Annotated in this window: 10 protein-coding genes; 5 read left to right on the top strand and 5 right to left on the bottom strand. The window is 71.2% G+C overall.

The features are described from left to right. The first annotated feature begins 70 nt into the window (after positions 1–70). The 4 genes from ADL34_RS20360 to ADL34_RS20345 all read left to right on the top strand — a co-directional run bounded on the left by ADL34_RS20360 (position 71) and on the right by ADL34_RS20345 (position 5,958). Complete coding sequence (locus tag ADL34_RS20360; RefSeq protein WP_055621981.1) at positions 71–862, top strand: ATP-binding cassette domain-containing protein; 792 nt, start codon at positions 71–73, stop codon at positions 860–862. Beyond that, a complete protein-coding gene (locus tag ADL34_RS20355; RefSeq protein ID WP_062670313.1) occupies positions 859–2,154 on the top strand; it encodes a sugar ABC transporter permease in 1,296 nt (431 codons plus the stop codon). The genes ADL34_RS20360 and ADL34_RS20355 overlap by 4 nt, the downstream gene beginning before the upstream one ends. Before the next feature lie 228 nt (positions 2,155–2,382). Continuing rightward, complete coding sequence (gene dxs / locus ADL34_RS20350) at positions 2,383–4,311, top strand: 1-deoxy-D-xylulose-5-phosphate synthase (RefSeq protein WP_062670310.1); 1,929 nt, start codon at positions 2,383–2,385, stop codon at positions 4,309–4,311. A 147-nt stretch (positions 4,312–4,458) separates the two neighbouring features. After that, positions 4,459–5,958 (top strand): amino acid permease, encoded by a 1,500-nt coding sequence (locus tag ADL34_RS20345; RefSeq protein WP_062670308.1) that lies wholly within the window; start codon positions 4,459–4,461, stop codon positions 5,956–5,958. 39 nt (positions 5,959–5,997) lie between these two features. Here ADL34_RS20345 and ADL34_RS20340 read toward each other — a convergent pair whose 3' ends face one another. Together ADL34_RS20340 and ADL34_RS20335 are read right to left on the bottom strand one after the other, a co-directional pair. Then, positions 5,998–6,369, bottom strand: a complete 372-nt coding sequence (locus ADL34_RS20340) for a hypothetical protein (protein ID WP_062670306.1) — start codon at positions 6,367–6,369, stop codon at positions 5,998–6,000. A gap of 29 nt (positions 6,370–6,398) precedes the next feature. Next, a complete protein-coding gene (locus tag ADL34_RS20335; protein ID WP_062670304.1) occupies positions 6,399–7,304 on the bottom strand; it encodes an NAD(P)-dependent oxidoreductase in 906 nt (301 codons plus the stop codon). A 95-nt stretch (positions 7,305–7,399) separates the two neighbouring features. On the opposite strand from ADL34_RS20335, the gene ADL34_RS20330 reads away from it, so the two are divergent. After that, positions 7,400–8,416 (top strand): hypothetical protein, encoded by a 1,017-nt coding sequence (locus ADL34_RS20330; protein ID WP_062670302.1) that lies wholly within the window; start codon positions 7,400–7,402, stop codon positions 8,414–8,416. Between the two features lie 144 nt (positions 8,417–8,560). Here ADL34_RS20330 and ADL34_RS20325 read toward each other — a convergent pair whose 3' ends face one another. The 3 genes from ADL34_RS20325 to ADL34_RS20315 form a co-directional block, all read right to left on the bottom strand. Next, on the bottom strand, positions 8,561–10,690 hold the full coding sequence (locus ADL34_RS20325) for a 3-hydroxyacyl-CoA dehydrogenase NAD-binding domain-containing protein (RefSeq protein ID WP_062670300.1): 2,130 nt from the start codon (positions 10,688–10,690) through the stop codon (positions 8,561–8,563). Then, positions 10,687–11,913 (bottom strand): thiolase family protein, encoded by a 1,227-nt coding sequence (locus ADL34_RS20320; protein ID WP_062670298.1) that lies wholly within the window; start codon positions 11,911–11,913, stop codon positions 10,687–10,689. Before ADL34_RS20320 ends, ADL34_RS20325 begins: the two co-directional genes overlap by 4 nt. Positions 11,914–12,128: 215 nt before the next feature. Continuing rightward, positions 12,129–13,409 carry a ribonuclease D gene (locus ADL34_RS20315; protein WP_079034298.1) on the bottom strand — a complete coding sequence of 427 codons (1,281 nt, stop codon included), beginning with the start codon at positions 13,407–13,409 and terminating at the stop codon, positions 12,129–12,131. Positions 13,410–13,502: the final 93 nt, after the last annotated feature.

Here is a 13,502-nt window from a genome sequence, read left to right as displayed (position 1 = left end):
CGCGGGGCGCCGGACGGATCCCCCCAAATCTCTCTGCACAACCCTTCCGCCGGGTCAGGCGGCGAAGGAGATGGTTCACGTGTCCGCTACGCCCGTGCTGGCGTTGCGCGGGGTCTCCAAGCGGTTCGGTGCCGTTCAGGCGCTCACCGACGTAGAGCTTGAGGTCCACGCCGGTGAAGTGGTCGCCCTGGTGGGCGACAACGGCGCCGGAAAGTCCACGCTGGTCAAGACGATCGCCGGCGTGCACCCCATCGATGAAGGCGTCATCGAATGGGAAGGCAAGGCCGTGTCGATCAACCGGCCGCACGACGCCCAGGCCCTCGGCATCGCGACGGTGTACCAGGACCTCGCGCTGTGCGACAACATCGACGTCGTAGGCAACCTCTTCCTGGGCCGCGAGCTGAAGAAGCGCGGCATCCTGGACGAGGTCGAGATGGAGCGCCGCTCCCGCGAGCTGCTCCAGACCCTCTCGATCCGCATCCCCAGCGTGCGCATCCCGATCGCCTCGCTCTCCGGCGGTCAGCGCCAGACCGTGGCCATCGCCCGCTCCATGCTCGGCGAGCCCAAGCTGGTCATCCTCGACGAGCCCACCGCGGCCCTCGGTGTCGAGCAGACCGCCCAGGTCCTCGACCTGGTCGAGCGGCTCCGCGAGCGCGGCCACGCCGTCATCCTCATCAGCCACAACATGGCCGACGTCAAGGCCGTGGCGGACAAGGTCGCCGTGCTGCGGCTCGGCAAGAACAACGGCGTCTTCGAGGTCAAGACGACCTCGCAGGAGGAGATCATCTCCGCCATCACCGGCGCCACCGACAACGCCGTGACCCGCCGTGCGGCGCGCACGACCGGGGAGGTTTCCAAGTGAGCACCGACAAGACCTCCACCGCGGCCACGGACGAGCACGAGGTCGTCAACCCCGAGGCCGCCGCCGCCGCGGTGACCGCGGTCGACCCCCGCCTGCTCGTGCAGGAGCAGGGCCTCGCCGGCTACATCGGCGAGTTCCGGCGCAAGATAAAGGCCGGTGAGCTCGGCTCCCTGCCGGTCATCCTCGGCCTGGTCGCCATCTGCATCATCTTCCAGAGCCTGAACTCCGCGTTCCTGTCGGCGCAGAACATCAACGACATCACCGTCACGATGGTCGGCACCGGCATGATCTCGGTCGGCATCGTGTTCGTGCTGCTGCTCGGTGAGATCGACCTGTCCGTCGGCTCCGTCAGCGGTGCCTCCAGCGCCATCGCCGCCGTCCTCGCGGTGAACCAGGGCTGGCCCGAGTGGGCAGCCGTGCTCTTCGCGATCGCGTGCGGTGCCGCCATCGGCGCGGCGCACGGCTTCTTCTTCGCGGTGCTGGGCGCCCCCGCCTTCGCCGTGACCCTGGCCGGCCTGCTCTTCTGGCTCGGCTTCATGCTCCAGACGCTGGGCGAGAACGGCACGATCAACCTCGACAGCGACGGCCTGATCGGCAAGCTCACCACGTACTTCTTCTCGGACGTGGCGGCCGCCTACGGCCTGGCGGCGGTCGTGACGGCGCTGTTCTTCATCAGCTCCTTCCTGGGCAACCGCCGCCGCGAGGCCGCGGGCATCCCGTTCCGCCCGCTGAGCGACACGATCATGCGGACCGCCCTGCTGGGCGTCGTCTCCTTCGCCGCGGCGATCATGTACAACCAGTACAAGGGCCTGCCGCTGGCCACGGTCATCTTCCTGGTGTTCCTGGTCGGCACGGACTTCCTGCTGCGCCGCACGTCGTACGGCCGCAAGATCTTCGCGCTCGGTGGCAGCGTCGAGGCCTCGCGCCGTGCCGGCATCAACGTGACCGCCGTGCGCATCTCGGTGTTCGCGATCTCCGGTGGCTTCGCGGCGATCGGCGGCCTCTTCCTGGCCTCCAAGATCGCCTCCGCCAACCAGAGCGCCGGTACCGGTGACCTGCTGATGAACGCCATCGCGGCGGCCGTCATCGGTGGTACGTCCCTCTTCGGTGGTCGCGGCCGCACCTGGAACGCCCTCCTGGGTGTCCTGGTCATCGTCTCGATCCAGTACGGCCTCCAGCTGGAGTCCATCGCCGAGCCGGTGAAGTACATGATCACCGCCGGTGTCCTGCTCACCACGGTCGTGATCGACTCGATCACCCGCAAGACGCAGAAGACCGCGGGCCGCGCATAGGGGTTACGCGGTAGCGCCCAGGGGCGCGGGTGAATCGGCGGGTACCGGTCCGTTGTGGCTGGTCGCGCCGTTCCCCGCGCCCCTTCGCGGCGTCGTGGCACAGGGCGTCACGAGGTGGAGCCGAATGCGTGACGCGCCTGGCCGGGGCCGGGAACCTTCCGCCGGAGCGGAACATTAGACTCGACAAGCCCGGCAACAGCTCGACCGCTCTACAGCAAGGAGGCACGGGTGCCGCTGCTGACCCGCATCACGGGACCGCGCGATCTGGACCGGCTCACCCCTGAGCAGCTGGTCCAGCTGGCAGAGGAGATCCGGACCTTCCTCGTCGAGGCCGTTTCCAAGACCGGCGGCCACCTCGGCCCCAACCTCGGCGTGGTCGAGCTGACCATCGCCCTGCACCGGGTGTTCGAGTCGCCGAAGGACAAGGTCCTCTGGGACACCGGCCACCAGTCCTACGTGCACAAGCTGCTCACCGGCCGTCAGGACTTCAGCCGCCTGAAGATGAAGGGCGGCCTGTCCGGCTACCCCTCGCAGGCCGAGTCCGAGCACGACGTCATCGAGAACTCGCACGCGTCGACCGTCCTCGGCTGGGCCGACGGCCTCGCCAAGGCCAACCAGCTCAGGAAGCGCGAGGACCACGTCGTCGCCGTCATCGGCGACGGCGCCCTGACCGGCGGCATGGCCTGGGAGGCGCTGAACAACATCGCCGAGGCCAAGGACCGCCCCCTCGTCATCGTCGTCAACGACAACGAGCGCTCCTACGCGCCCACCATCGGCGGCCTCGCCAACCACCTGGCGACGCTGCGCACCACCGACGGCTACGAGCGCTTCCTCACCCGCACCAAGGAGATCCTCGACCGCACCCCGGTCGTCGGCAGGCCCCTCTACGAGACCCTGCACGGCGCGAAGAAGGGCCTGAAGGACTTCATCGCCCCGCAGGGCATGTTCGAGGACCTGGGCCTGAAGTACGTCGGCCCGATCGACGGCCACGACATCGAGGCCCTGGAGTCGGCCCTCGCCCGCGCCAAGCGCTTCGGCGGCCCGGTCATCGTGCACTGCCTCACCGAGAAGGGCCGCGGCTACCAGCCCGCCCTCCAGGACGAGGCCGACCGCTTCCACGCCGTCGGCAAGATCCACCCCGACACCGGACTGCCGATCGCCTCCTCCGGCGCCGACTGGACGTCCGTGTTCGGCGAGGAGATGGTCAAGCTCGGCGAGGAGCGTGACGACGTCGTCGCCATCACCGCCGCCATGCTCCAGCCGGTCGGCCTGGACAAGTTCGCCAAGAGGTTCCCCGAACGGGTCTACGACGTCGGCATCGCCGAGCAGCACGGCGCGGTCTCCGCGGCCGGCCTGGCCACCGGCGGGGTGCACCCCGTCTTCGCCGTCTACGCCACGTTCCTCAACCGCGCTTTCGACCAGGTCCTCATGGACGTCGCCCTGCACAAGTGCGGGGTCACCTTCGTGCTCGACCGGGCCGGCGTCACCGGCACCGACGGCGCCTCCCACAACGGCATGTGGGACATGTCGATCCTCCAGGTCGTCCCCGGCCTGCGGCTCGCCGCCCCGCGCGACGCCGACCAGGTGCGCGCCCAGCTGCGCGAGGCCGTCCAGGTCGAGGACGCCCCGACCGTCGTCCGCTTCTCCAAGGGAGCCGTCGGCCCCGCCGTGCCCGCCGTGGGCCGTGTCGGCGGCATGGACGTGCTGCGCGAGCCCGGCACCGACCGCCCGGACGTCCTGCTGGTCTCCGTGGGCGCCCTCGCGCCGATGTGCCTGGAGATCGCCGGTCTGCTCGACCGGCAGGGCATCTCCACCACGGTCGTCGACCCGCGCTGGGTCAAGCCCGTCGACGAGGCCATGGCCCCGCTCGCCGAGCGGCACCGCGTGGTCGTCACCGTCGAGGACAACAGCCGCGTCGGCGGGGTCGGCTCGGCCGTCGCCCAGGCCCTGCGGGACGCGGGCGTCGACGTCCCGCTGCGCGACTTCGGCATCCCGCCGCGCTTCCTCGACCACGCCTCGCGCGCCGAGGTCATGGCGGAGATCGGTCTGACCGCCCCCGACATCGCCCGCCAGGTCACCGGTCTGGTCTCCAAGCTCGACGGCCGGTTCGACCGCACCGCGGCCGAGGCCGACGCCGTGGAGTCCGCGCGCGACTGACGGGTCCTCACAGGTCCGAACGGGCCGGTTTCGCCGCCGACAGGAGTGGTGAAACCGGCCCATCTGTGTGAAATTGCTCGCGCCGGGGCAGGCGTACCACGCCCCCTTTCGATCATGTCGGGGACGGCAAGCGTGGGAGGTAAGACCGTGAGCAGCACACTCTTCCGGACGAAGAGAGTCGAGCAGTCCATCCGCGACACCGAGGAACCCGAGCACGCGCTCAAGAAGTCCCTCTCCGCGCTGGACCTGACCGTCTTCGGCGTCGGCGTCATCATCGGCACGGGCATCTTCGTGCTCACCGGCACCGTCGCCAAGGACAACGCAGGGCCCGCGGTGGCCCTGGCGTTCGTCGTCTCCGGCATCGCCTGCGCGCTGGCCGCCCTGTGCTATGCCGAGTTCGCGTCCACGCTCCCCGTCGCCGGGTCGGCGTACACCTTCTCGTACGCCTCCCTGGGGGAGCTGCCCGCCTGGATCATCGGCTGGGACCTGGTCCTGGAGTTCGCGCTGGGCACGGCGGTGGTGGCCGTCGGCTGGTCGGGCTACATCCAGTCCCTGATGGACAACGCGGGCTGGGAGATGCCGGCGGCCCTCGGCAGCAGGGAGGGCGCCGACGGCTTCGGCTTCGACATCCTGGCCGCCGCGCTCGTCCTCGTCCTGACCGTCATCCTCGTCATCGGCATGAAGCTGTCGGCGCGGATCACGACCCTGGTCGTGGCGATCAAGCTGGCCGTCGTCCTGACGGTGATCATCGCCGGCGCGTTCCTGATCAACGCCGACAACTACGACCCGTTCATCCCGAAGAGCCAGACCGTGGAGGCCGAGGGCAGTCTCCAGGCACCACTGATCCAGCTGATGTTCGGCTGGGCGCCGTCGAACTTCGGCGTCATGGGCATCTTCACCGCGGCCTCCGTCGTGTTCTTCGCCTTCATCGGCTTCGACGTCGTGGCCACGGCCGCCGAGGAGACCAAGAACCCGCAGCGCGACATGCCGCGCGGCATCCTCGGCTCCCTCATCATCTGCACCACCCTGTACGTCCTCGTGTCGATCGTCGTCACGGGCATGCAGAACTACACCAAGCTCTCCGTCGACGCGCCGCTCGCCGACGCGTTCAAGGACACCGGGCACCCCTGGTACGCGGGCTTCATCAGCTTCGGCGCCGCCGTCGGCCTGACGACGGTCTGCATGATCCTGCTGCTCGGCCAGACCCGGGTCTTCTTCGCCATGAGCCGGGACGGACTGCTGCCCCGCTTCTTCTCGCACGTCCACCCGCGCTTCAAGACCCCGCACCGCCCGACGATCCTGCTGGGCGTGCTCATCGCCATCCTCGCGGGCTTCACGCCCCTGACCGAGCTGGCGGCGCTGGTGAACATCGGCACCCTGTTCGCCTTCGTGGTCGTGGCCATCGGCGTGATCATCCTCCGCAAGACCCGCCCCGACCTGCACCGGTCCTTCCGCACCCCCTGGGTGCCGGTCCTGCCGATCCTGTCGGTGTGCGCCTCGCTGTGGCTGATGATCAACCTGCCCGCCGAGACCTGGGTCCGGTTCGCCATCTGGATGGTCGTCGGCTTCGCCGTGTACTTCCTCTACGGCCGCACCCACAGCCGTCTCGCCCGCGGCGAGGAGGAACCCGCGGCCGGCGTGAAGTAGGAGGCGGTACTGCGTTCGGGGCCGCGTACGGCAGCCCGGCTACGGCCGGACCGTACGCGGCCCCGTCACGTCCGCCCCCGCCGCCGCCACCCGCCGCCGCAGCTCCCGGTCGGCGGTCACCACCAGCACGGGCCGCCCGGCCGCCCGCTCCACCAGCGCGACCACGTGGTCGTCCCCGCTCCCGGCGGCGGACTCCACGCGCACCCCCGGCACGCTCTCCACGCCCCGGGCCGCCCCCTCCACCACCAGCACGATCTCCACCGGCCCGGCGTGCCCCGGCAGCCCGTCCGCCACCAGCCGGTCCCGCAGCCGTTCCGCGGCGCCGCGGCGGTCCCGCCACCAGCCGTCGGGCACCGACCCGACGACGTTCGCGGCGTCGACGATCACGAGCAGGGGAAGGTCCTCGTCCATGGGGCCCAGGGTCGCACGGCGCCCGACCGCTACTTCCCGTCCCCTCCCCGGCGAACCTCTTCCGGGAAGCTCGCGAAGTACGCCGCCGCCATGTCCTCGTCGCCGTGCCCCTGCGCCTCCGCCCGGGCGAACCGCTCCGCGCTCGCCGCCGCTACGTCCAGGCGGGCGCCGTGGCCTTGGGCCGCCTCCACGATGAGCCGCGCGTCCTTGGCCGCCGTGCGGACGGCGAAGGCGGCCGGGGTCAGGCCTCCGTCCAGCACCACCCCCGTCTTCGCCCGCAGGTACCCCATGTCGAGCGGGCCGCCGTCGATCACCTCGAAGAACCGCTGCGGGTCCACCCCGAGGACCTTGGACAGCGCCAGCACCTCACCGGCGGCGTTCGTCACCGCCAGCACCCAGCTGTTGGCGACCAGCTTCAGCCGGGTCGCGGTGCCCGCCCCGCCGTCCTCGCCGGTCCACACCGTCCGGGACCCCACGGCGTCGAACACGGTCCGCACCACCGGCCGGCTCTCGTTCGGGCCCGCCGCCAGCACGGTGAGCGTGCCGGCCTCGGCGGGCTCCCGGGTGCCGAGCACGGGGGCGTCGTAGAAGACGAGGCCGTGGTCGCGCGCGAAGCCGGCCAGGTCGGCGATCCCCTCCAGACCGGCGGTCGTCGACTGCACCCACACGGCCCCGGCGCGCAGGGCCGGCGCCGCCTCCCGCATGACCTCCAGCGTCGCGGGCCCGTCGTACAGCATGGTGAGCACGACATCGGCGTCCCGGACCGCCTCGGCGGGCGTCCCGGTCACCAGGGCCCCGTCGGCGGCCAGCGGCTCGGCCTTGCCCCGGGTGCGGTTCCAGACCCGGACGGTGTGCCCGGCCTTCACGAGGTTACGGGCCATCGCGGCCCCCATGATCCCGGTACCCAGGACACTCACGGTGAACTTGTCGGTCATGACGTCGACTTCCTGTCTCGGTACGGATGGTGCCGTGATCCAGCTTGCCCGGGGGCGGCGCGTTCCGCCGTGCGGCTCCCGCATAGGGTGATCCGGTGAACGGCGACTGGCTCATCCGCGGCCGTGACGGCCGCCTCAGCGTCTATCTGCCGACCGACGAGGCCGTCCTGTGCCGGGCGGAACTGGGGCCTGGCGGCCCGTGGGGCCCCGCACGCCGGATCGGCGGCGAGCAGAGGCTCCGCCCCGGCCCCGCCCTCGGGCACGGCGCCGACGCCTACACCCATCTGGCCGCCTGGCGTCCCACCAAGCCGGGAGAGTCGGGCCTCGTGCACTCCACGCACTTCAGGCCCCGGCTGGCCGCGCTCGACTGGGTCCCGATCGGCCACCCCGACGGCAGCGGCGACCGTACGGGCCTGCCCGCCGTCACCGTCGACGCGCAGGGCCGCGCCCATGTGTTCGTCCGCAACAAGGCGGGCGGCGTCGGCATGCGCGCGCAGAAGCAGGCGGGCGGCTGGGGAGCCTGGCACGACCTCAAGGGCCGGGACGTCCACGAGCAACTGGCCGCCGTGGCGGGGGAGTCCGGTCTCGTCGAGCTGTACGCGGCCGTCCCCGGAGCCCTGCTGCACTGGCGGCAGGAGGAGCCGGGCGCCGTCCCCGTCCTCCAGGAGGCGCTGGAGACCTCCGTCCGGACCGGCACCCTGTACGCCCTGGCCACCTCGATGGAGCACACCACGCTCTACTACGCCGAGGAGTCCGGCGATCTGTGCGCCTGGCGTCCCGGCGCCAAACCGGTCACCGTCCTGCCGTCGGCCGGGCCCGGCCCGGTGTCCGCCGTCCGCTGCGTGCTCGACGGCCACGACTGCACGGTCCTCGCCCAGCGCTCGGCGAGCGGCCGCGTCGCCTTCGCCGCGTACCCGACGGAACAGGAGTCCGCGGGGGCGTGGTGGACCGAGTCGGGACCGCAGCTCCCGGCGGACGCGGTGGTGGCGCTGGCGCTGGACGAGGAGGAACGGATCGTGGCGGCGACCTTGTCACCGTCGACGGGCCATCTCCTGCTGACGGGGCGCAAGGACGAACCGGGACTGGCACTCGAAGCCTGGCGGCAGGTCTGAAGGCGCCCCATGAGCCGGGGCCGACTCCTGGCGGGCGGCTGCCGGTCGTTCGTGGTTGTTCGCGCAGTTCCCCGCGCTCCTGCGATACGCCGGTGCCCCGTACACCAAGAGATGTACGGGGCACCGGCGTTCAGCTCGGAACGCCTAGGCAGGGACGGAAGCGACGCCCGGCTCCAGGAACATCTTGCCGTTCACGCGCTCGGAGACACCCTCGCGGTCCAGGTACGGCGTGATGCCGCCCAGGTGGAAGGGCCAGCCGGCGCCCGTGATCAGGCACAGGTCGATGTCCTGGGCCTCGGCGACGACGCCCTCGTCGAGCATGAGCCCGATCTCCTGCGCGACGGCGTCCAGGACGCGGTCGCGGACCTGCTCCTCGGTCAGGACGACATCGCCCTGCTTCAGCAGCGCGGCGACCTCCGGGTCCAGCTCCGGCTTGCCGGAGTCGTAGACGTAGAAGCCGCGCTTGCCCGCCTTGACGACGGCCGCGAGGTTCGGGGAGACCGTGAAGCGGTCCGGGAAGGCCCGGTTGAGGGTCTCCGAGACGTGCAGACCGATCGCGGGACCGACCAGCTCCAGCAGGACGAGGGGAGACATCGGCAGGCCCAGGGGCTCCACCGCCTTCTCGGCGACCTCGACCGGCGTGCCCTCGTCGATGACGTTCTGGATCTCGCCCATGAAGCGGGTCAGGATGCGGTTCACGACGAACGCCGGGGCGTCCTTCGTCAGCACCGCGGTCTTCTTCAGCTTCTTGGCGACGGCGAACGCCGTGGCCAGCGAGGCGTCGTCGGTCTTCTCGCCGCGGACGATCTCCAGCAGCGGCAGCACCGCGACCGGGTTGAAGAAGTGGAAGCCGACGACCCGCTCGGGGTGCTTCAGCTTCGACGCCATCTCCGAGACGGAGAGGGAGGAGGTGTTGGTCGCGAAGATGGCGTGGGCCGGGGCGACCGCCTCGACCTCCGCGAACACCTGCTGCTTGACGCCGATCTCCTCGAACACGGCCTCGATGACGAAGTCCGCGTCGGAGAAGCCCTCCGCCTTGTCCAGGACACCCGTCACCAGCGCCTTGAGGCGGTTGGCCTTGTCCTGGTTGATCCGGCCCTTGCCGAGCAGCTTGTCGATCTCGGCGTGGACGTAGCCCACGCCCTTGTCGACGCGCTCCTGGTCGATGTCCGTGAGGACGACCGGGACCTCCAGGCGGCGGAGGAAGAGCAGGGCGAGCTGGGAGGCCATCAGACCGGCGCCGACGACACCGACCTTGGTGACCGGGCGGGCCAGGCTCTTGTCCGGGGCACCGGCGGGGCGCTTGCCGCGCTTCTGCACCAGGTTGAAGGCGTAGATGCCGGAGCGCAGCTCGCCACCCATGATCAGGTCGGCGAGCGCCTGGTCCTCGGCGTCGTAGCCCTTCTGCAGGTCGCCGTCCTTGGCGGCGGCGATGATGTCCAGGGCGCGGTAGGCGGCCGGGGCCGCGCCGTGCACCTTGCCGTCCGCGATGAAACGGCCCTTGGCGACGGCCTGGTCCCAGGCCTCACCGCGGTCGATCACCGGACGCTCGACCTTGATCTCGCCCTTCAGGACGGACGCGGTCCAGATCAGCGACTGCTCCAGGAAGTCCGCGCCCTCGAACAGCGCGTCCGCGATGCCGAGTTCGTAGACCTGCTTGCCCTTGAGCTGCTTGTTCTGGTTGAGGCTGTTCTCGATGATCACCGAGACGGCCTTCTCGGCGCCGATCAGGTTCGGCAGCAGGGTGCAGCCGCCCCAGCCGGGCACCAGGCCGAGGAAGACCTCGGGCAGCGAGAAGGCGGGCAGCGCCGCGGACACCGTGCGGTAGGTGCAGTGCAGGCCGATCTCGACGCCACCGCCCATGGCGGCGCCGTTGTAGTACGCGAAGGTCGGCACGGCCAGCTGCGACAGCCGCTTGAAGACGTCGTGGCCGCCCTTGCCGATGGCCAGCGCGTCCTTGTGCTCCTTCAGCAGCTCGACGCCCTTGAGGTCGGCGCCGACCGCGAAGATGAACGGCTTGCCGGTGACGCCGACGCCGACGATGTCGCCGTCCGCGGCCTCCTTCTCGACCTGGTCGATCGCGGCGTCGATGTTCGCCAGCGACTGCGGGCCGAGCGTGGTCGGCTTCGTGTGGTCGTGACCGTTGTCCAGGCTGATCAGGGCGAAGCGCCCGGCGCCCAGCGGCAGGTCGAAGTGGCGTACGTGCGCCTGCGTGACGACCTCGCCGGGGAACAGCTCGGCGGCGCCCTTCAGAAGCTCAGCGGTGGTGCTCACTTGTCGCCTCCGGCGTCCTTGTGGTGCGGGTTCTCCCAGATCACGGTGGCGCCCATGCCGAAGCCGACGCACATCGTGGTGAGGCCGTAGCGGACCTCCGGCTGCTCCTCGAACTGGCGGGCCAGCTGCGTCATCAGACGGACGCCGGAGGAGGCCAGCGGGTGCCCGAAGGCGATCGCGCCGCCGTACTGGTTGACGCGGGCGTCGTCGTCGGCGATGCCGTAGTGCTCCAGGAAGGCCAGCACCTGCACGGCGAAGGCCTCGTTGACCTCGAACAGGCCGATGTCGTCGATGGACAGACCGGCCTGCGCGAGGGCCTTCTCGGTGGCCGGGATCGGGCCGTAGCCCATGACCTCCGGCTCCACACCCGCGAACGAGTAGGAGACGAGGCGCATCTTCACCGGCAGGTCGTGCTCGCGGGCGAAGTCCTCGGAGGCGATGAGGGAGGCGGTGGCGCCGTCGTTCAGACCGGCCGCGTTGCCGGCGGTGACCCGGCCGTGCACGCGGAACGGGGTCTTCAGACCGGACAGGTTCTCCAGGGTGGTGCCCGGGCGCATCGGCTCGTCGGCGGTGACCAGGCCCCAGCCGGTCTCGCCGGCCTCGGCGTTGGTGCGGCGCACCGAGATCGGTACCAGGTCGGCCTGGATCTTGCCGTTGGCGTACGCCTTGGCGGCCTTCTCCTGGGAGCGCACGGCGTACTCGTCGGCGCGCTGCTTGGTGATCGTCGGGTAGCGGTCGTGCAGGTTCTCGGCAGTCATGCCCATGAACAGGGCGGACTCGTCGACCAGCTTCTCGCTGACGAAGCGCGGGTTGGGGTCGACGCCCTCACCCATCGGGTGGCGGCCCATGTGCTCGACACCACCGGCGATGGCGATGTCGTACGCACCGAAGGCGACCGAACCGGCGACCGTGGTGACGGCGGTCAGGGCGCCGGCGCACATGCGGTCGATGGAGTAGCCGGGCACCGACTGCGGCAGGCCCGCGAGGATGCCGGCCGTGCGGCCGATGGTCAGGCCCTGGTCGCCGATCTGCGTGGTCGCGGCGATGGCGACCTCGTCGATCTTCTTCGGGTCGAGACCGGGGTTGCGGCGCAGCAGCTCCCGGATCGCCTTCACGACGAGGTCGTCGGCACGGGTCTCGTGGTAGATGCCCTTCGGGCCCGCCTTGCCGAACGGGGTGCGGACGCCGTCGACGAAGACGACGTCCCTGACGGTACGAGGCACGATGGCTCTCCTCCAGGGTGCGGGATGGCACTACTGCTGCGCGACGCGCTGAGCGCGCGCTCAGAACTCATGCTACTTATGAGTAACGTAGCTGCACAGTCCTGGCGTGGGGAGCGGCGAAGGTCACACCGCCGGCCCAGCCCCGCACCCGGACGCACCGGTAGATCTTGGCGCGATCTCGCCGCACCCGCCCGTCGCCGCGCCCCGGGACGCCGCTAGGCCGACAGCGCGGCCACCAGGACCGGCGTGACCAGCTCGACCTGCCAGGGCCTGGCCCCGTGCCCGGACAGCGCCTCCGCCACCGACCCGGCGTCCACGGACTGCGGCGGTTCCCAGCACACCCGCCGCACGGTGTCCGGGGTGATCAGGTTCTCCTGGGGCATGTTCAGCCGCTCGGCCAGCGCCGACACCGCGGCGCGGGCCGTCGCGAGGCGGGCGGCGGCCGCGGGGTCCTTGTCCGCCCAGGCGCGCGGCGGCGGGGGCCCGGTCACGGGCTGGCCCGGCGCGGGCAGCTGGGCCTCGCCGAGCTCCTTGGCCCGGTCGACCGCGGACTGCCACTGCTCCAGCTGCCGCCGTCCCATCCGGTGCCCGAACCCGCTGAGCGCGGACAGCGCGTGCACGTTCGCCGGCATGGACAGCGCGGCCTCCACGATCGCCGCGTCCGACAGCACCTTGCCCGGCGACACGTCGCGCCGCTGAGCGATCCGGTCCCGGGTCTGCCACAGCTCCCGTACGACGGCCAGCTGCCGGCGCCGGCGCACCTTGTGCATCCCGGAGGTCCGCCGCCAGGGGTCCTTGCGCGGCTCGGCGGGCGGGGCCGACGCGATCGCGTCGAACTCCTGCAGCGCCCACTCCAGCTTGCCCTGCCGGTCCAGCTCCTTCTCCAGGGCGTCCCGCAGGTCCACGAGCAGCTCGACGTCGAGGGACGCGTACCGCAGCCACGGCTCGGGCAGCGGGCGGGTCGACCAGTCGACGGCCGAGTGGCCCTTCTCCAGGACGAAGCCGAGCACGCCCTCGACCATGGCGCCGAGGCCCACGCGCGGGAAGCCGGCGAGCCGCCCGGCGAGCTCGGTGTCGAACAGCCGGGTCGGCACCATGCCTATCTCCCGCAGGCACGGCAGGTCCTGGGTGGCCGCGTGCAGGACCCACTCGACGTCCGTGAGGGCCGCGCCGAGGCCGGACAGGTCGGGGCAGGCGACGGGGTCGATCAGCGCGGTGCCCGCGCCCGCGCGGCGCAGCTGCACGAGATAGGCGCGCTGGCCGTAGCGGTAGCCGGACGCGCGCTCGGCGTCGACGGCGACGGGGCCGGAGCCGGCGGCGAAGGCGGCGACCACCTCGGCGAGCGCCGTTTCGTCGGCGATCACGGGCGGAATGCCCTCGCGGGGTTCGAGCAGAGGGATCGGCGCCTTCGCTGCGGAGGCTCCGCCGTCGTCCGGAGGGCCGCCTCCGGTGGTTCGCAGTGGAGTGTCTGCTGCGGTCTCTTGGGCGTCGGTCACCTGTCAAGGGTATCCGTGTGTGGACGGCGCCTGCCGACGGAACGTTCCGTCGGCAGGCGCCGGAGGGTCGTAAACCAGTCAGCCAGGTGCGGG

This window comes from Streptomyces sp. NRRL WC-3605, from assembly GCF_001509795.1.
Classification (GTDB): Bacteria; Actinomycetota; Actinomycetes; order Streptomycetales; family Streptomycetaceae; genus Streptomyces; species Streptomyces viridochromogenes.
This window is presented reverse-complemented; position numbering and strand designations above follow the sequence as displayed.

Bases quoted from the DNA above. Each gene is read 5' to 3' on its own strand.
- ADL34_RS20360 (WP_055621981.1), top strand. From the start codon at position 71: ATGGTTCACGTGTCCGCTACGCCCGTGCTGGCGTTGCGCGGGGTCTCC.
- ADL34_RS20340 (WP_062670306.1), bottom strand. From the start codon at position 6,369: ATGGACGAGGACCTTCCCCTGCTCGTGATCGTCGACGCCGCGAACGTC.
- ADL34_RS20335 (WP_062670304.1), bottom strand. From the start codon at position 7,304: ATGACCGACAAGTTCACCGTGAGTGTCCTGGGTACCGGGATCATGGGG.